This window comes from Natronococcus jeotgali DSM 18795 (assembly GCF_000337695.1).
GTDB lineage: Archaea > Halobacteriota > Halobacteria > Halobacteriales > Natrialbaceae > Natronococcus > Natronococcus jeotgali.
Genome location: NZ_AOIA01000020.1, coordinates 38,999 through 56,848, shown reverse-complemented (window position 1 = coordinate 56,848; position 17,850 = coordinate 38,999). Strand labels below are relative to the sequence as shown.

15 protein-coding genes are annotated in these 17,850 nt (G+C 67.9%); 6 read left to right on the top strand and 9 right to left on the bottom strand.

The genetic code is table 11. The features are described from left to right. Positions 1-262 precede the first annotated feature (262 nt). From C492_RS02195 to C492_RS02180, 4 genes are all read left to right on the top strand, one after another. Positions 263-841 carry a DUF6149 family protein gene (locus C492_RS02195; RefSeq protein ID WP_008420103.1) on the top strand — a complete coding sequence of 193 codons (579 nt, stop codon included), beginning with the start codon at positions 263-265 and terminating at the stop codon, positions 839-841. A gap of 93 nt (positions 842-934) precedes the next feature. After that, positions 935-2,209 carry an MFS transporter gene (locus C492_RS02190; protein WP_008420102.1) on the top strand — a complete coding sequence of 425 codons (1,275 nt, stop codon included), beginning with the start codon at positions 935-937 and terminating at the stop codon, positions 2,207-2,209. Positions 2,210-2,275: 66 nt separating this feature from the next. After that, on the top strand, positions 2,276-3,160 hold the full coding sequence (locus tag C492_RS02185) for a homoserine kinase (protein WP_008420100.1): 885 nt from the start codon (positions 2,276-2,278) through the stop codon (positions 3,158-3,160). Positions 3,161-3,170: 10 nt separating this feature from the next. Then, positions 3,171-3,521 (top strand): hypothetical protein, encoded by a 351-nt coding sequence (locus C492_RS02180; RefSeq protein WP_008420098.1) that lies wholly within the window; start codon positions 3,171-3,173, stop codon positions 3,519-3,521. A gap of 96 nt (positions 3,522-3,617) precedes the next feature. On the opposite strand, the gene C492_RS02175 is transcribed toward C492_RS02180, so the two are convergent. The 3 genes from C492_RS02175 to C492_RS02165 all read right to left on the bottom strand — a co-directional run bounded on the left by C492_RS02175 (position 3,618) and on the right by C492_RS02165 (position 6,184). Beyond that, positions 3,618-4,385 carry a hypothetical protein gene (locus C492_RS02175; protein ID WP_008420096.1) on the bottom strand — a complete coding sequence of 256 codons (768 nt, stop codon included), beginning with the start codon at positions 4,383-4,385 and terminating at the stop codon, positions 3,618-3,620. Positions 4,386-4,482: 97 nt separating this feature from the next. Beyond that, a complete protein-coding gene (gene pdxS / locus C492_RS02170; protein WP_008420094.1) occupies positions 4,483-5,391 on the bottom strand; it encodes a pyridoxal 5'-phosphate synthase lyase subunit PdxS in 909 nt (302 codons plus the stop codon). A gap of 25 nt (positions 5,392-5,416) precedes the next feature. Continuing rightward, entirely contained in the window at positions 5,417-6,184 is a 768-nt protein-coding gene (locus C492_RS02165; RefSeq protein WP_008420092.1) for an acetoacetate decarboxylase family protein, read from the bottom strand. Between the two features lie 97 nt (positions 6,185-6,281). Here C492_RS02165 and C492_RS02160 point away from each other — a divergent pair, with 97 nt between their 5' ends. Further along, entirely contained in the window at positions 6,282-7,007 is a 726-nt protein-coding gene (locus C492_RS02160) for a DUF1405 domain-containing protein (protein WP_049892635.1), read from the top strand. Between the two features lie 30 nt (positions 7,008-7,037). Here C492_RS02160 and C492_RS02155 read toward each other — a convergent pair whose 3' ends face one another. Together C492_RS02155 and C492_RS02150 are read right to left on the bottom strand one after the other, a co-directional pair. Then, positions 7,038-9,812, bottom strand: coding sequence for a valine--tRNA ligase (locus C492_RS02155; protein WP_008420087.1), 2,775 nt, complete (start codon positions 9,810-9,812; stop codon positions 7,038-7,040). A 244-nt stretch (positions 9,813-10,056) separates the two neighbouring features. Beyond that, on the bottom strand, positions 10,057-10,695 hold the full coding sequence (locus C492_RS02150; RefSeq protein ID WP_008420084.1) for a hypothetical protein: 639 nt from the start codon (positions 10,693-10,695) through the stop codon (positions 10,057-10,059). Between the two features lie 203 nt (positions 10,696-10,898). On the opposite strand from C492_RS02150, the gene C492_RS02145 reads away from it, so the two are divergent. Further along, positions 10,899-13,511: an efflux RND transporter permease subunit gene (locus tag C492_RS02145; protein ID WP_008420083.1), complete on the top strand. Its 2,613-nt coding sequence runs from the start codon at positions 10,899-10,901 to the stop codon at positions 13,509-13,511. A gap of 302 nt (positions 13,512-13,813) precedes the next feature. Here the strand turns inward: C492_RS02145 and C492_RS02140 are convergent, their stop codons facing one another. The 4 genes from C492_RS02140 to C492_RS02125 form a co-directional block, all read right to left on the bottom strand. Next, the gene (locus tag C492_RS02140; RefSeq protein ID WP_008420081.1) at positions 13,814-14,236 is read right to left on the bottom strand and encodes a hypothetical protein; all 423 of its coding nucleotides are present in this window, start codon (positions 14,234-14,236) and stop codon (positions 13,814-13,816) included. A 165-nt stretch (positions 14,237-14,401) separates the two neighbouring features. Continuing rightward, positions 14,402-15,001, bottom strand: a complete 600-nt coding sequence (locus C492_RS02135) for a DUF5789 family protein (protein WP_008420079.1) — start codon at positions 14,999-15,001, stop codon at positions 14,402-14,404. A gap of 366 nt (positions 15,002-15,367) precedes the next feature. After that, entirely contained in the window at positions 15,368-16,858 is a 1,491-nt protein-coding gene (locus C492_RS02130) for an O-antigen ligase family protein (protein ID WP_008420078.1), read from the bottom strand. Positions 16,859-16,946: 88 nt separating this feature from the next. After that, complete coding sequence (locus C492_RS02125; protein ID WP_008420076.1) at positions 16,947-17,849, bottom strand: HFX_2341 family transcriptional regulator; 903 nt, start codon at positions 17,847-17,849, stop codon at positions 16,947-16,949. Position 17,850 lies beyond the last annotated feature (1 nt).

Genomic DNA, 17,850 nt, shown 5'->3' with positions numbered 1-17,850 from the left:
ATATTGCTATCTCGTCCATTTTCCGTCCTCGGTCGGACAGTCACAACAGTTGTCGACGAACGGGCCGTCGGACCCACGGAACGACAACTCTCCCGCCCGAGACCGGGGTCGGATTGCTGATCGTGCAAAACCGGTACTGTCCCCCGTCGTAAACGGCGGGCGTCTCTCGCCGTTCAAAGAGTGCCGATTGTTCGACGGTCGACCCGTAGTGCCTACGTACGTATCCGAACCGCTCTTGAGGACGGCGTCCGTACCCGCGGCCATGAAGATCCGTCAGAACGCCCAGCACTTCGCGTATCGCAAGGCACTCGAGACGCCGGGCGTCCGGTCGGTCGCCAAGTCCGGCCTCGTCCGCCTGCACACCAAAATATTCACGAAGAAGGCCGATCCCGCCCACGCCGAGGAACGAACGGACCGACTCGACGCCTTCTTCGACGCGACGATGGACACGTACCTGCGCGCGCTCCAGGAGGGGTACTCGGAGGCCGAGGCTCGCGAGATCACCCACATCCAGGCGAACTTCGACTTCTACAACCACGGCTGGACCGAGATGATGGAGTTCCCCGTCGACGAACTCGACGACCACTACGACCGCTACCGCGACTTTTTCGAGCGCTGGGACGTCGCCATCGACGATCCGCTGGGCCAGTTCGCGCCCGTCGGCGGGATCCCCGAGGCACCCTCGACCCCGGAGAAGCTCGAGGAGCCCGAACACCCCTACGCCGAGGGCGGGTTCGCCGACGACGTTTACGTCGAGACCGACGACGGCGAACTGGTCGTCGGCGGTCGCGAATCGGCGACCGCCGATTCGCGGGCGGTCGGCGTCGACGAGGACGAGTAGGCGGCGAGTCCCGCCGTCGCGGCCCGCGCCGCGGGCGACCCTTGCCGCAGACCCAAGCCGCTAATAGCCGGCGCGTTCCCGTATCGATACCGAATGGCACTGAACGCAAACGATCGATCGATCGCCGGCTTCACCATGGCCGGTCACGCGCTAGTTCACTGGTTCGAGACGTCGATTCCGATCCTGTTGGTCGTCTGGCTCGCCGAGTTCGACGTCTCGCTGCTCGTGCTCGGACTCGTCCTCGCGCCGAGTTACGGGCTGTTCGGGTTCGGGGCCCTCCCGGCGGGCGTGCTGGTCGATCGGTTCGGCGCGAAGCGACTCGTTCTCCTCTGTCTCGCCGGGATGAGCGGGGCGTTCCTCCTCATCGCGGGCGCGGGGTACCTCGAGTCGATCTACGCGATCGCGGTCGGACTGTTGCTCTGGGGGCTCGCCGCCAGCGTCTACCACCCCGCCGGGCTGGCGCTCATCAGCACGGGCGTCGAGGATCGGGGCACCGTCTTCGCCTGGCACGGCATGGCCGGTAACGCCGGCATCGCCCTCGGCCCGTTCGCCGCCGCGACCCTGCTGATCGTCCTCGAGTGGCAACACGTCGCCGCGATACTGGCCGCGCCCGGGGCGCTGGCCGTACTGTACGGGCTCTCCGCCGACTTCGAGGCGACTGCAGCGGTCGAAGACGACGCCGACGCGGGCCCCGACGAGGCGCTGTCGCTGCCCGAGCTGGTCGCGAACACGAAGGTTCTGTTCGCGAGTACGTTCGCTCTCGTCTTCGCCATCGTCACCTTCGAGGGGCTGTACTACCGCGGAATGCTCACCTACCTCCCCGAGATCCTCCACGGGCTGCCCGCCATGGACGCGCTCGCGCTGTCCGAGGGACTCCGGGGGATCGAACCGGCCGACTACATCTACGTCGGACTGCTGGTCGTCGGGATGGCTGGCCAGTACGTCGGCGGGAAGCTGACCGATCGGCTCCCGCCCGCCCGGGGAATGGCCGCGATCTTCGCCGTACTCGCGGTGCTGGCGGTGGCGTTCGTCCCGGTGACGGGGATGGGACTCGCCGCCATCGTCGCGCTCTGTGGCGTCTTCGGCTTCTTCCTGTTCGCGATCCAGCCGTTCTACCAGAACGCCGTCGCGGTCTACACGCCCGCCGACACCCGAGGGCTCTCCTACGGCTACACCTACTTCGGCGAGTTCGGCCTCGGGGCCGCCAGCATCGCCCTCGGCGGGTTCGTCCTCGACGTCTCGCTTGGCTGGTTCTTCGCGATGATCGCCACGTTCGCGCTCGTCGGGCTGGCTCTCTCGACGGCGCTGGACGCGGGACTCGACCGGTTCGCCGACTCGGATCCGACGCCGTCCGCGACCGACGACTGACCCACCGCCGCGTCGGATCTCGCGTCGTTCGCTACCTTTTTCCCCGCCCTCTGGAAAGCACTCGGCATGCTCACCGTGCGGGCTCCGGCGACCAGTGCGAACCTCGGGAGCGGCTTCGACGTCTTCGGCGTCGCCCTCGGAGCGCCCGCCGACGTGATCCGGGTCGAGCGAGCCCCGGAGACGTCGATCACGATCACCGGCGCCGGAAGCGAATACATCCCGACGGATCCGGAGCAAAACACCGTCGGCGCCGTCGCCGACGCCCTCGAGGCGCCGGCGACGATCCGAATCGACAAGGGCGTCCGCCCGTCCTCCGGTCTCGGCTCCTCCGCGGCCAGTGCCGCGGGAGCCGCGGTCGCACTCAACGCCCTCTACGACCGCGGCCTCTCGAGGGAGGAACTCGTTCCGATCGCCGCCGAGGGCGAGGCGCTGGTCTCGGGCGAGGCCCACGCCGACAACGTGGCCCCCTCGCTGCTGGGCGGGTTCACGATCGCCACCGACGACGGCGTCACCCAGGTCGACGCGTCGGTCCCCCTCGTCGCCTGCCTCCCCGAGACGAGCGTCTCGACGCGGGACGCCCGCGGCGTCGTCCCGAAGACCGCCTCCCTCGAGGACGTCGTCGACACCGTCGGCCACGCCGCGACGCTGGCCGTCGGCATGACCCGCGACGATCCCGAACTCGTCGGTCGGGGACTGGCCGACGCTATCGTCACGCCCGAGCGCAGCGCGCTTATCGACGGCTACGACGCGGTTCGTGAGGCCGCCCTCGAGGCGGGTGCGACCGGGGTCACCGTCAGCGGGGCGGGCCCGGGCGTGCTCGCGGTCTGTCGGGAGTCCGACCGCCGCGGAATCGCCGGCGCGATGATGGACGCCTTCGACGCAGCCGGGATCGAGAGCCGCGCCTACCAGACGGCCGTCGGCGAGGGGGCGCGGCTCTACCGCGACGGCTGATCCGCACCCGATGGGTTCGCGAACCGACGCGGCGCTGGCGCTCGTCGCCCTCGCCGTCTTCGTCGGCGCCGCCGTCCTCGTGAACGTCTCCCCTTCCCCGCTCTACCTGTTTTACGGCGGTCTCGCGACGGTCCTGTTCGAACTGATCGCGACCCGCGAGTACGACCTCGTTCGTCGGTACTGGGAACGACGTGACGTTCAGGCGATCTCGTTCGCGATCGCGGTCGGGCTCGCCGTCGTCGGCGCTCGAGTCGCCCCGGCGCCCGTGCTGTCGCTGTGTTGTGGCGCCCTGATGACCTACCTCGCGTTGCTGGCACTCGTCCGGGTCGGGATCGTTCCGCCCCTGCGGACGTGGTGGTAGTGCCGACCCGGGCGGTCGTACGGTCTGCTGTACGTCGTTTCCGAAGCGACCGCGTGGCAGTGCGGTCGCTCCGGCAAACGGTTACAGCAAACCGTATCAGTCGCGTCGGGCGCTCCGCCAGCGACGGCCGTACACCCGCGGAAACGCCTCGACCTTCGCGTGGCGAACGTCGGTCGGCACGGTCGAAACTCGCGTGGAGACGCTCGCCGGGAGCGGGCCGACGGGCATCGAGGACACCGCCGTCGGATTGTTCGACGTCGGTCGTCGGCCCTCGTAACCGGAGCCGCGCTGGTGGGACTCGTACAGTTCCTCGAACGTCGCGTGGGCGTCGATCACCGCCTCCCTCGCCGGCTCGAGTCGCTCCCTGACCTCCTGCTGGAACGCCGCGTTCGTCGCCTCCCCCTTCACTTCCTCGGCGAAGGCCTCGAACTCCTCGGCCGCCTCCGAGTCGTCGGTCGAGTCGAACGCGTCGGGGCCGAGGACGTCCTCGAGTTCGGCTCTGAGCTCGTCGGACTCCCGCCCGAAGTCGACGAGGTCGACGGCGTTCCAGAGCTCCCGCAGCTCGATCGCGCGCCGCAGCGCGTCGAGATCGAGCGCCAGCACCGGGTCCCGCTCCCGGATCGCCTCGGGCAGTCGCTCGAGGTCGAGGACGTCGGGGACCGCCTCCCCGTCGACGGCGTCGGGCAGTCGCCCGAGGTCGACGGTCTCGAGGACGTCCTCGAGTTCGGCGACGACGTCCCACAGCTCGGCCGCCGTCGCCGCCAGCGTCTCGTCCGCCGCCTCCTCGGTGACGGCCAGAAGCAGCCGCTTGAGGGCGTCCGCGAGACGATCGAACCGCTGCTCGAGGGCTGTCGACTGACTCATAGGACCGGTAGGCTCGGCACCGAGAAAACGAAGCTGCTTACCGATTCGTACGGCCCGAAATCGGCAGTATTCGAGAACGATCTTGGGGACCGACCGATCAGACGCCCCGACCCTGCAGCTTCTCCTCCTCGGGGAGGTTCGCGTTGGAGTCGCCTTTCATCCCCTTGCCGAGGTTCGAGGCGATGTCGGCGAGACGTTCGGGATCGTCCCAGTTGTTGACGGCCTCGACGATCGCTTCGCCCATCGCGCGCGGGTTCTCGGCGCCGAAGATACCGCTGCCGACGAAGATGCCGTCGCACTCGTGGTGCATCATCAGGGCGGCGTCGGCTGGCGTCGCGATCCCGCCCGCGGCGAAGTTCACTACTGGAAGGCGGCCCATCTCGGCGGTCTCGTGGACCAGTTCAGCGGGCGCTTCGATCTCGCGGGCGTAGGCCTCCCGCTCCTCGTGGGTCATGCCCTCGATCTCGCGGATCGCGCCCTTGATCGTCCGCTGGTGGTGAACCGCCTGGTTGACGTCGCCGGTTCCCGCCTCGCCCTTGGTGCGGATCATCGCCGCACCCTCGTGGATCCGCCGCAGCGCCTCGCCGAGATCTCGGGCGCCACAGACGAACGGCGCCGTAAAGTCGCGCTTGTCGATGTGGTAAGCGTCGTCGGCCGGCGTCAGCACCTCGGACTCGTCGATCATGTCGACGCCGACGGCCTCGAGGATCTGCGCCTCCTTCGTGTGGCCGATTCGGGACTTGCCCATCACCGGGATCGAGACCTCCTCGACGATCTCGGCGACGTCCGCGGGGTCGGCCATCCGGGCGACGCCGCCGCGCTTGCGGATGTCCGCCGGAACGGCCTCGAGGGCCATGACCGCCACCGCGCCGGCGTCCTCGGCGATCCGGGCCTGTTCTTTGTTGACGACGTCCATGATGACGCCGCCCTTCTGCATCCGTGCGAAGCCGCGCTTGACGAGGTCCGTCCCCCGCCGGAGCTCCTCGAGATCGGTACTCTCTGGCATATCGCGGCGTTGGGATCGGGCCCACTTACGCGTGTCCTTTGTCGACGGTTCTCGCCGCGATCGACTCTCCCTCGAACAATCGCGCGCGGAGGCGGGGGCCGTACAGTCGAATCAGGGGCCGACGCCACAGTCCCAGCTCCGACGCCAGCTTCGGCGCGACCTCGAGGTCGGCTCCGATCGGCGATCCGACCGAGAGCTCGCCGCGAAGCTGCATCCGCGCTCGGGTCAACTCGCCGTCGCGGCGGGTGAAACTCGAGAGCTCCGTCCCCCGAAGCGGGATCGCGGTTCGCGGACGCGACACCTCGAGACGGACCGCGTCCTCGCTCGCGTCGGGATCGCCGACGACGACGCGGAGACCCCGCGGGCCGTCGGTGACGGTGATCGGGGCGCGTTCCTTCGGGTACCCCCAGAGCTCGCGGCCGAGCGCGACCGACGCGTCGGTCGTCACGGGCAGCCAGTGGACGTACCCGCCCGGTTCGCCCTCGAGCAGTTGCGCGAGCGGTCGGTCCGTTCGGCTCCCGCGAACGGCGGGGACGATCGCCGCGAACTCGTCGTAGGGTTCGAGGCCGGTGTCGCGGCCGACGCGGTGGTACCGAATCCCGACGAGCGCGACGCAGCCGACGCGGGGGGCGATCCCCAGCGACGAGAGCCCGTCGGGCAAGACCTCGTCCAGACGCGCTCGTCGGGCCGGAACGACGACCCCGCCGAGCGTACACGAGAGCTCGAGCGGCAGCGAGACCGCGTGTCCGGTCGAGAGCACTCGCCGTCCTCGGTCGTCGGTGCGCGAAGCCATGTCCGAACGAACGGCGGCGGAGGTGATAGCGCTGCGGGCGGACGCCGACGGGCCGCGACCGCTACCGTTTTGCGGGTTCCGTTCGTCGCGCCGAACGATGACCGCGTCGACCGGGCTGCCCGACCGCGATCCGTTGCCGAGCTATCTCGCTCCCGTGCCGAAGACGCTCGAGGACCTCGGGCTCCGGTTCGCGTGGGTCGTCGTCGCGATCAACCTCGCGGGTACCGCCTTCGGGTTCTGGTACTACTCGGCCCAGTTCGCCGCGACGCCGACCGCGATGTGGCCGTGGGTGCCCGACAGTCCGCTGGCGACGCTGCTGGTCGCGCTGGCGATCGCCGCCTGGAAGCTCGGGCGAGAACTCCCCTGGCTGACCGCGCTGGCTTTCTTCGGGAACGTCGTCCTCGGGCTCTGGACGCCGTACACGCTCGTCGTCTTCCACGAGACCTACCTGGCCCAGACCGACTTCCTGATGTACCAGTTCCTGTTCTGGAGCCACCTCGCGATGGTCGTCCAGGCCTTCGTCCTCCACCGAATTACGGACTTCCCGGTCTGGGGGGTCGCCGCCGCGCTCGCCTGGTACGGGTTCAACCTGACCGTCGACTACTTCGTCCCGATCGTCGGCGAGCCACACCACACCACGATTCCCGTCCCCCGGGACGAGCCGATGTTTCTCGGCGCCGACGCGCTGGGCCTGATTGCGGCCGGCGAGACGGCGTTCGTGCTACTGGCGCTGTTTCTCGCGCTCGCGACGCGGGTCGAAAAGTGCGAGGCGGTCCGGGAGCGCCCCGTCGGGAGTCCCGAGTCGGCGAGCCGTTCGCGGTAGCGCTCGCGGCCGAAATCCGCACTCGGTGTGTTACTCGAGAATCACGACGGCCGACTCGGTCTCGAGCATCTCACCCTCGCCCGAGTAGGTGCGCTCGAGTTCGACCTCGAACAGTTCGTCCTCGAGTTCCTCGCCGGCGACCCGAAGCAGGCCCTCGTCGTCGTCTCGCGGCTCGTCGCCGCTCGACTTTTCCGCGGAGCGTTGCTCCGCGCTCACAATCTCGTACTCCCCGCTCTCGATGCCGGCGTCGATCTCGCCGACTTTCGAGCCGTAGCGGGGACCGAGCGTCGAGTAGTCGAGGTCGATCGCGGCGACCTCGGTGGTGATCTCGGGCGGTTCCTCAAGCACCGTCAGCTCCCGAACGTGCATCACGTTCCGGATCGCGTCCTCGAACCCGTCGACGGGGCCGTACACCGAGACGGCCTCGAGGTCGGCGTTCAGGGAGAGCTGGTTCTGGCTCTTGTAGCGGCGCAGCGCCGAGATGACCTCCATCGCGGCCTCGCCGGCCTCGAGGTCGGCCTCGTACCCCTGCGGGGTCGGCCAGTCGCGGACGTGGACGCTGGTTTCGCCCAGTTCGCCGCCGTCGTCTCGCGGCTCGCTTCGCTCACCGCTCGAGTTATTCGAGGTGCCGCGCGCCTCGCTATCCGCGTACAGGGCCTGCCAGATCTCCTCCGTGACGTGGGGGAGAAACGGCGCCCACAGCTCGAGGAAGGTCCGGTGTGCGGTCCGCAGCGCGTACTCCGTCGAGGGGTTGTCCTCGCGTTCTTTCGCGATCTCGAGGTAGTCGTCACAGAACGTGTTCCAGAAGAACGTCCGCAGGCGGTCGCGGGCCTTCGCGAACTCGTAGTCGTCGAGGTACGCCGTCAGCTCCTCGACCGCGTCGTCGAGTTCGGCCAGCAGCCAGCGGTCGATCGCCTCGAGTTCGTCGGGCTCGTCGGGCTCTTCGGGCGCCAGGTTGTCGACGAGCTTCGAGGCGTTCCAGAGCTTCCGCAGCAGCTTCTCGCCCGCGGTCAGATCCTTCTCCTGGTAGGGGAAGTCGTCGCCGACCGCGGCGCTGGCCGCCCAGAACCGGACCGCGTCGACGGGGTAGTCCGCCAGCACCTCGTCGGGGGCGACGACGTTGCCCCGCGATTTGGACATCTTTTCGCGGTTCTCGTCTAAGACGTGGCCGTTGATCAGCGTCGCGTCGAAGGGCACCTCGCCGGTGTGTTCGTAGCACTTGACGATGGTGTGGAACAGCCAAAAGGAGATGATGTCGTGGCCCTGCGGGCGCAGGTCGAACGGGTAGAGCTCGGGGTTGTCCATCCGAAACTCCTGAGCTTCCTCGTCCCAGTCCCAGCCCGCGTTGATCAGCGGCGTCAGCGAGGAGGTCGCCCACGTGTCGAAGACGTCCTCTTCGGGCTCGAACGTGTCGTTCCCGCACTCGGGGCAGGTGTCGATCGGCGGCTCGTCCGAGAGGGGATCGACGGGCAGGTCCTCCCGGCGGGCCATGACCTCGTGGTCGCACTCGCTGCAGTACCAGACCGGGAACGGGATCCCCGAGTCGCGCTGGCGGGAGATCAGCCAGTCCCACTCGAGGCCCTCGATCCAGTGGCGATAGCGCGAGAACATCTTCTCGGGGTACCAGTCCATCTCGCGGCCGGCCTCGAGGTACTCCTCCTTGTGATCGAGGATCTCGACGTACCACTGCTTGGAGACGCGGTACTCGACGGAGGTGTCACAGCGCTCGTGGACCTGCACGGCGTGGGTGATCTCCCAGCGGTCGCGGAGGTACCCCTCCTCCTCGAGGTCCTCGACGATCGCCTCGCGGGCCTCCTCGGTCGACAGCCCCTCGTAGTCGCCGGCCAGCTCGGTCATCGTCGCGGACTCGTCGATGGCGACCCGCAGCGGGAGGTCGTGAGCCTGGTACCACTCGATGTCGTTCTGGTCGCCGAACGTACAGCACATCACGACGCCGCTTCCCTTCTCCATGTCGACGCGGTCGTCGGCGATGATCGGAACCTCGTGGCCGAAGATCGGCACTCGCGCCGTCTCACCGACGAGGTCCTGGTTCTCGTCGTCGTCGGGGTGGACGAAGACGGAGACACAGGCCGGGATCAGCTCCGGACGGGTCGTGGAGATGACGAACTCGTCGCGCTCCGCGCCCTCGCTAGCGACCTCGAACGCGATGTCGTTGAAGTGCGAGGCCCGCTCTTCGTCTTCCATCTCGACCTGCGAGATCGCCGTCTCGCACTCGGGACACCAGATCGCGGGCGCCTTCTTGCGGTACTCGCGGCCCTTCTCGTAGAGGTCGAGGAAGGACAGTTGGGAGACGCGCCGAACGCGGGGCTCGATCGTCTTATAAGTGTGGCCCCAGTCGATCGAACAGCCAAGTCCCTGCATCTTGTCGGTGAACTCCGCCTCGTACTCCTGGCAGACCTCCCGACAGAGCTTCTGGAACTCGCGGCGCTCGTAGTCCTGGTGGCGGATGTCCAGTTCCTTCTCGGTCAGGCGCTCGCTGGCGATCCCGTTGTCGTCGTAGCCGAACGGAAAGAGGACGTCGCCGTCGTACATCCGCTGGAACCGGGCCGCGAAGTCCTGGACCGTGTGGCCGTAGAGGTGGCCCATGTGGAGGCTGCCCGAGACCGTCGGCGGCGGCGTGTCGATCGCGTAGGTGGTGTTCGGATCCTGGCCGGGGTCGCCGTCGTAGGCGTAGACCTCGCTGTCGACCCAGCGGTCCTGCCAGCGCTTCTCGACGGCTTCGGGATCGTAACCGCCCTCGAGGCTCGGCGCCTCGCGCTCGGTCGCGTCGGGATCCGTACTCATGCTCTCACCGCCCGGCGGGGGCGTCGTCGGTGCGTCGTCGTGGGGAGGATTCGATCGTCCATACGGGTCGTTGTCGGTGAATGCTGGTCGGCTACAATACATCCGTCGATACGGGGTAGAAGGCGGGGCTACGGGGCCCCTACGAAAACGGCGTCTCGAGGGGCGTCGATACGCGCCGTCCGCTCGAGGGAGTCCGTCACGCGTCGCTCTTGGCGGCGATTCCTGTTAGGTGTTTCGCGTCCGTCTACCCGTTGCCGAGCCGAATCACCGCCCGCGAGGGCGTCGGCCGCCGAAGTTCGCCCTCGAGATAGGTCGCCAGTCGCTCGAGGAACTGATCGTCGACGTCGCCCTCGCCGAGGACGAGCGCGATCCGCTCGTGTGCGGCGGGGTCGTGTTCACCCTGCATAATCAGTGCGAACAGCTCTCGGGGCGTGACGGGGTCGCCGTCCGCGAGGCGCTCGGCAACGCCCTCGAGCGTCGTCCCGACGCTGGTCTCGACCTCGAACGTGACCTCGACCGAGACGTTCGCGCCGCGTCTCGAGGCCGCGAAGGCCTCCTCCGAGCTACGGATCGCCGGAACCAGCACGTCCTCGAAGTCGACGCCCTGCTCGTCGGTCCCGATGTAGGCGAACGCGAGCATCGCTTTGAGCCCGTCCAGCGAGTCGGGATCGCTCGTCAGCTCCGCGAACACCTGTCGGCGATCCTTCTCGGCGAGCGCGTGAAGGAGGAGATCGAAGTCGAGAATCGAGTCGATCACGCGCCGGCGGATACGGGCCTCGGCGTTTCGTCGCGACTGTTCGTGACCCAGTTCGCGTTCGCCGAGCAGGAACGCGCGGTCGGCCGGCGTGAGGATGCCGCGGTCGCGATCGGTGTCGGTGTTCATAATCGGATTCCGATTATACGACACGGGATTCCACCCGAACGGATATGAGCGCTTGGGTTCGAGAGGGTGGCATGCGCATCAGCGAACGGCGGGACGCCGACGTTTCGGACTCGCCCCCCGAGGATTCGGCGCCTTCCGACCCCCGACGAACGCCTCGAGAACCGACCCGCAACCCGTCGATAAACCGCAGGGGGCGATAGCGAATGGGCAGGTCGCTCGCCGACCGCTACGCCGACGCGATCGTCTCCCACGGCAAGCTGATCGTCCTGCTCGCGCTCGTGCTCACCGCCGTCGTCGCCGCCGGCGCCGCGGTCGGCGAGAGCGAGGAGGGCGAGATCGGCCAGTTCGAGACCGACTCCGAGGAGACCGCGGCGCTCGAGGAGATCGACGAGACGTACGGAACGGACGATCGGGTCGTCTCCCAGCTCGTCGTCCGCGACGAGGGCGGCGACGTGCTGACCCGCGACTCCTTGCTCGAGGGACTGTACCTGCAACGGGAGGTCCGCGAGAACGAGAGCGTGAACGCGACGCTGGCCGACGAGGGATTCGTCGGACTCGAGAACGTCGTCGCGACGGGGGCGGTCTTCGAGGACCGCGCGGCCGAAACCGAGGGGCCGCCCGATACAAGCGAACCCACGCTCGAGGAACAGATCGAAGCGCTCGAGGACCGCTCCGACGCGGAGGTCGAGGCGCTGCTCGCCGACGTGTTCGACCCCGACGCGGACAACCGGGGCGAGGACCCCTACGAGTTCCTCCCGAGCGACTACGAGCCGGGCTCGACGACGGCCGACGCGCGGATCGGCTTTCTTTTCCAGGTCGACGAGAGCGACGACGACGAGGACCCCGAGGCCGCCTACGCGGCCCAGGTCGAGATCGACGGGCTCGTCGAGGAGCGATTCGACGACGCCTTCGTCTTCGGCCAGGGCGTCACCGACGAGGCCTCGAGCAACGCGGTCGGCGACAGCTTCGCGATCATCACGCCCGTCGCGCTCGTCCTCGTACTGTTCGCGCTCGGGGTCGCCTACCGCGACGTCGTCGACGTGCTCGTCAGCCTGGTCGGAATCGGCGTCGTAATGGCCTGGCTCGCGGGCATCCTGGGCTGGCTCGAGATCCCCACGAGCCAGCTGTTGATCGCCGTGCCGTTCCTGCTGATCGGGCTCAGCATCGACTACTCCCTGCACGTCATCATGCGCTCTCGAGAGGCCCGCGCGGGCGTTCTCGAGCGGGACCGCGGGGACGCGGTAGCAGCCGACGACGCGGCGGCCGACGGTGGCGACCGAACGGTTCGAAACGGGATGCGCCTCGGGCTCGGCGGCGTCGTCCTCGCGCTCGCGGCCGCGACGTTCTCGACCGGGGTCGGCTTCCTCTCGAACGTCGTCAGTCCCCTGCCCGCGATCCGGGACTTCGCGATCCTCTCGGCGGGCGGGATCCTCGCGACGTTCGTCGCCTTCGCCGTCCTCGTGCCCGCGCTGAAGGTCGAGATCGACGAGCTGCTCGAGAACCGGTTCGGGATCGATCGGCGAAAGGACCCGTTCGGTCGGGGTGCCGGGCCCGTCAACCGCGCGCTCTCGGGGGTCGTCGCGGTCGTCCGGCGGGCGCCGCTGGCCGTCGTCGCCGTCGCGTTGTTGCTCGCGATCGGCGGGGCCTACGGCGCCGCGGGGATCGACACGGAGTTCAACCAGGCCGACTTCCTGCCCGAGGACGCCCCCGAGTGGGCGAAGTCGCTTCCGGAGCCGCTGGCGCCCGACACGTACACGATCAGCGACGACGCCGCGTACCTCGGGGAGAACTTCCAGGAGCGGGGCGAGGGGAGCCAGACGCAGGTGCTGATACGCGGGGACGTCACCGACCCCGCGACGCTGGCCGCGATCGAGAACGGAACGGCGGGGATCGACGGCGGCGAGGGCGGAACGATCGCGGTCGGTCCCGGGGGCGAGCCCGCCGTCGAGAGCCCGGTGACCGCCCTCCGGGACGCCGCGAGCGAGAACGCGTCCGTCGCCGCGGCCCTCGAGGAGCGGGACGCGGACGGCGACGGTCTGCCCGACGAGGACCTCGCGGGGCTGTACGACGAACTGTACGAGGCCGACGAGGAGGCAGCGTCGACGGTGCTGTACCGCACCGACAGCGGAGCGTACGAGACCGCCCGCATGCTCGTCGACGTGCGCGGCGACGCCTCCGCGCAGGCCGTCGCCGATGATACGCGCGCTCTCGCGAGCGCCATCGAGAGCGACGCCCCAGTCTCGGCGGTCGCGGCCGGGGGGCCGGTGACGTCGGCCGTGGTCCAGGACGCGCTGCTCGAGACGCTCGTCCAGGCGTTCGTCGTTACGCTGATCGTCGTTCTCGTCTTCCTCACGGTCCTGTACTGGGTGCGCCACCGCTCGCTCTCGCTGGGGGCGATCGCGCTCGCCCCGGTGGTCGCCGCGCTGGCGTGGCTGCTCGGGACGATGGCCCTGCTCGACGTCCCGTTCAACAGCGAGACGGCAGTCATCACGAGCCTCGCGATCGGGCTCGGCGTCGACTACAGCATCCACGTCGGCGAGCGGTTCGTAGACGAATCGGGTCGCCAGGACTCGCTTCAGGACGCCCTCGCCGCGACGATCACCGGAACGGGCGGGGCGTTGCTCGGCAGCGCGCTGACCACGGCCGCGGGCTTCGGCGTCCTCGCGCTCGCGCTGGCGCCCCCGCTCCAGCGGTTCGGGCTCGTGACTGGGCTGAGCATCGTCTACGCCTTCGTCGCCTGTCTCACCGTGTTACCGTGCCTGCTCGTGGTTCGGGAACGCGTCCTCGAGCGGTTCGGATCGACGGGATCGGTCTAGGTCGCCGACCGACGGGGGCGACGTCGGCGTCCGACCGTCGGAGTCGGCGCGGACCGTCGATTCCGGGCGACGAGTTATCGCCGTCGGCGTGCCACCGCCCCGCATGGAGACGGCGTGAACGGGCGTTACGGAAGTCTGCTCACGATGTCGATTGTGCTCACGTCTACGTCGCCGTCATCGACTAGCTCTGTCGCTAGCACCGTGTTGAATACACGGCGCATAGTCAGCACGTCCGACCGTCATCGAGGAGCAGGAGCGATTCCGTCCCTCGGCCGCCGTCGAGCAGGCTGAAGCAACTCGACTCACTCCTGGCGCTTGCCGTACGTTTCTTCACCCCAACCATAGTCGGACGCTTCGTCGTTCCGTTCGAGGTAGTCCTCCAGTACCTCCCGTACCGTTCGGCCGAGATCAGCTAACTCACCGTCAATCGTAGAAACCGTGCTCGGATCGAGCGACGCAGTCGCATCTCGCTCCTGCCAGTCGTCCGAAACCGTTGGCGCGTCGAAGCGAAGACGGTCTTCGGTTGGGTCCCAGTAGAAGTCAAACGCTTGGAACAGGCCGAGGTCGCTGACGATTCGAACCTGCTTTTCATCGAGGTTCGTGTACTCGGTCCACTCGTTGAATCCCTCCTTCCACGCCCCCTCCTCGAGCAGGTCTTCGAGGTCCTCGCGGTAGAAGTCCTCCGACCCGAGCGTCTCGTCCTGCCACTCGAACTCGCGTGGCATCCCTCGGTTCGAGAGGTCCGGTGGTTCCGGGACTGCTATATCGAGCGCCATACTAGTGGTTTCACTGGCAACACAATAAAGCCCGTAGCAGTTCCAAACGAGACGGAACGGAACGTCTCACGCAAGAGAACACAGTCATTGCACCGATTGCCCGTGATCGTCGGTCTATACTCCGAGCCACTCGTCGTTTCGGATCTGGTATCCGTTCGCCCGACAGAACTTCGCCGCTTCTCGGCGTACCGCCCGGGATGTCGGGAGCGTCTCTTTGTCGCGGATTCGCTCGACGATCCAGTCGCTGATGGCTTGGATCCCTTCATCGTCATCATCGGCGTCGATCGCTTTGAGTTCCTGAAAGGTCTTCTCGTAGGCCTTGCGCTGTGTCCAACTGAAATCAGCATTCCGAAGCGTTTTGCTGGCTTCAACGACCTGTTTCATGGCCGCGGCAACTGTCGGCCGCTGTACCTGCACCCGGACGGCGGCCGGGGAGTCGAACGTCTCCTCGTCCGTCTCCGGTACTAGCTCCTCGATACTGTAACTCCCCTCGACCGATTCGATCTCGTGATCGCCGATCCCCGCGACGACCTCGTTCCCCGTCGCCGGGAACGTCAACTCTTCGAGTTCCCCCTCGAAATTGGCGAGTTTTTCGGCTTCCACTGGTGGCTCTATTTCGTCCCCGCGCTCGAGTTCTGCGGCGATCTCACGCTCTCGCTGGCGTCGTTCGGCGTCGTGTGCTTGCTTGTCTCGACCGCGTTTATCGTCTGCCATCCTGAAACGGAGGCTCTCCAGCCGGATAGCTCTATGGTCGACAACAGGTGCTTCCAAACGGTTCGACCAGCCATCGAAATCGAGTGATCGGTCATGTCCGACGAGCCGACTATCGTAACAACCGAAGCGGTTTGCACACCGATCGTCCAGCCGTCGTCCGATCAGGTGCGCACTGACTTTCAGTGGCTACTATCGTTCAGTGAACGTCCGAGAAAGTACCGGCGTCCGCGTACTGAACTTGTCCTCCGAATTCGGCACGCGAGTTTGACTGCTATCGGGGAAGTTACGCTCCGTTACCGAGCTTCACGTTGACGAGTACGAGAAGCCTTCTCTAACACTGAGCGCGATCGAAAGCGACGGCGTTCGTCAGCGGTCCGGAACCGTCGACGGCCCGGCGCTTCTCGCTCGCTCGAGCGGTCGATCGCCGAAGAGCACCATGCCGATCGCGAGCGCGGCGACGACGCTGCTCGCGCCCGTCTGGAACACCGTGTAGACGTCGAACAACTGGTGGGCGGCGAACCCGACCGCCAGCGCGAGCACGCCGACGTCGACCTCGCGGTACCGCACCGCTCCCCGCAGCAGGCTCGCGCCGACGAGCCCGAGGTACGCGACTCCGCCGACGATTCCCGTTCGGATCCAGATCGAGAGATAGGAGTTGTGGGGGCTGCCGCTCGAGCCGGTCGGGTGGTAGTCGGCGATGAACTCGCCGGGCGCGATCAGTCCCTCGCCCAGCAGGGACGGCTGGTCCGCGACGGCCTCGATGGCGGGGTACCACCGGTTCATCCGCGTCGGCGTCCCGTCGGGCAGCTCGAGCACGCCGGAGTGGACGGCTGCGATGCCGGTCGCCAGGTACGCGATCCCGGCCGCCACCGCGATCGGAAGCGCCCGGCGACCGAACGCCAGGTACGCGGCGTACACCCCGAGGGCCATCGGCGTGATGACCCACAGCGCTCGTCCGTAGGCGATCGCCATGCCCAGCGCGTTGACGGCCACCAGGACGGCCGAAACCGCGATCGCGAGCCCCGGTAGCCGTCGCTTCGCGTCGAACGAGCGGTACAGCTCCGCGATCGACGCGACGAAGCCGGCGAAGACCACCAGCGCGAACCCGTTCCGGTTGACGAACAGCGACCGCGTCGCCCGGACTTCGTACTCCGCGATCGGGATCGTGTACGCCCCGTGAAACCCGATTTGCAGCCCGTACAGGGAGAACTCGCCGACGGCGTAGACGGGAACCGCAAGCGCGATGAGAATCGCCGAGAGCCGGCTCAGCGCCCACAGGTACGCGTCCCGGGAGACGTACGCCGGAAGCACCGCCAGGCAGGTTCCTGCGAGGACGCCCCACCAGACGGGGTGTCGGGATCGCACGCTCCCCTCGGCGACCGGAACGCCGTGGTAGAAGAAGATCCCGGCGACGACCGCGAAACACCCCAGCGCGACCCACTGGAAGGGGTCGTACCGCCGGGAGTCGCCGGCGAGCACGCAAAGCGCGGTCAGCGCGAGGAAGACCAGCGCCGCGTCGAGTCCGCGGTCCACCCCGAGGCCGAACCCCGGGTTCCGGCTCTGGTAGAGGACCCCCAGCAGTCCGACGACGAGCGCGAGTCGGGCGGCGAAGACGTACCGCTCGGCGTCGTCGGTCGTCGCGACCGTCAAGCGCCGCGCGACCATCAGCAGGCCGGCGAACGCCAGCGCGGCGCTCGCGACCAGCCACGAGTTCAGCCACTCGGGGGCGCCGGCGGCGCGGCTGAGGACGGCGGCGAGGAGAACGGCCACCAGTCCCGTCCCGACGACCTGTCGGGACCGGAGCGGAGATATCCGGAAGCCAGACGGACGAGCGACGGCGAGGTCGGTACGCTCCATGTGGTACTATCGATAGAGCTGACCGTATAACTACTGGGACTCTCGTGGACCGCGACCGCTTCGGGCGGGGCGGCGCCGCGGGACGCCGTCAGCTCGTCGCTTCGCCGTTGGAGTGGGCCCGCACCCACAGCTCGCCGATCCGCGAGAGCCGCGTCCGGTAGGACTTCCCGTGTTCCTCGCGCTCGATGTACCCCTTTCCGCCGGGGCCGAGCCGATCGACGTTGTAGATCACCTTCGAGCGAAAGCTGTCGGTGTACTCCTCGTTCAACTCCCGGGCCAGCGCCTCGGCGAGTTCGGAGACCGAGTCGAACTCGCCGTCCTCGCCGAGCTTGTACAGGATGAGCTCCTCGAAGGGCTTGACGTTCGAGAAGGAGGCGACGGGCAGTTCGACGACGTGTTGTCCGTCGATCTCCTTGGCGCCGATGGTCGTCCCGCGCTCGTCGAACTCCGCCAGCAGCCCGCGGGCGCTCTCGAGGCGTTCGGCGACGCGGTCGTCCTCCAGCTCGCCCTCGCTCTCGAGGTCCTCGAGCAGGTCGATCCCCGCGCGCAGCTCCTCGGCGAGTTCGGTCTCCAGATACTTCTCCGGGGCGGTGTAGTAGGTGTGGATCGCCTCGCGGTCGTCCTGGCGTTCGACCATCAGCGAGTTCGCCGCGGTCGCGAACGCGAAGCTGACGGTGCGGGGCATCGCGGCGACGTTGACCCAGACCTCGTGTCCGTCGTCGAGTTCGGTCGTGATGAGCCCGTAGGCCTGCTCGAAGGCCTCGTCGTAGTCGTAGACGTCCTCGAGGACGAACCGCTCGGTCCCGGCGCCGAGCAGGTTCCGAAAGTCGGTCTCGAGCTTCTCGGAGAGGCGCCGGGAGTACTCGACGTTGGCCTCGCTGCCGACGGCGCCCTCGAGCAGGATAACGCGGTCGACGTCGATCTGATCGCGCACCAGCGGCGCGATCAGCCGGTCGTAGTCGAACCCGACCGGGACGATGTGGGTCTGCATA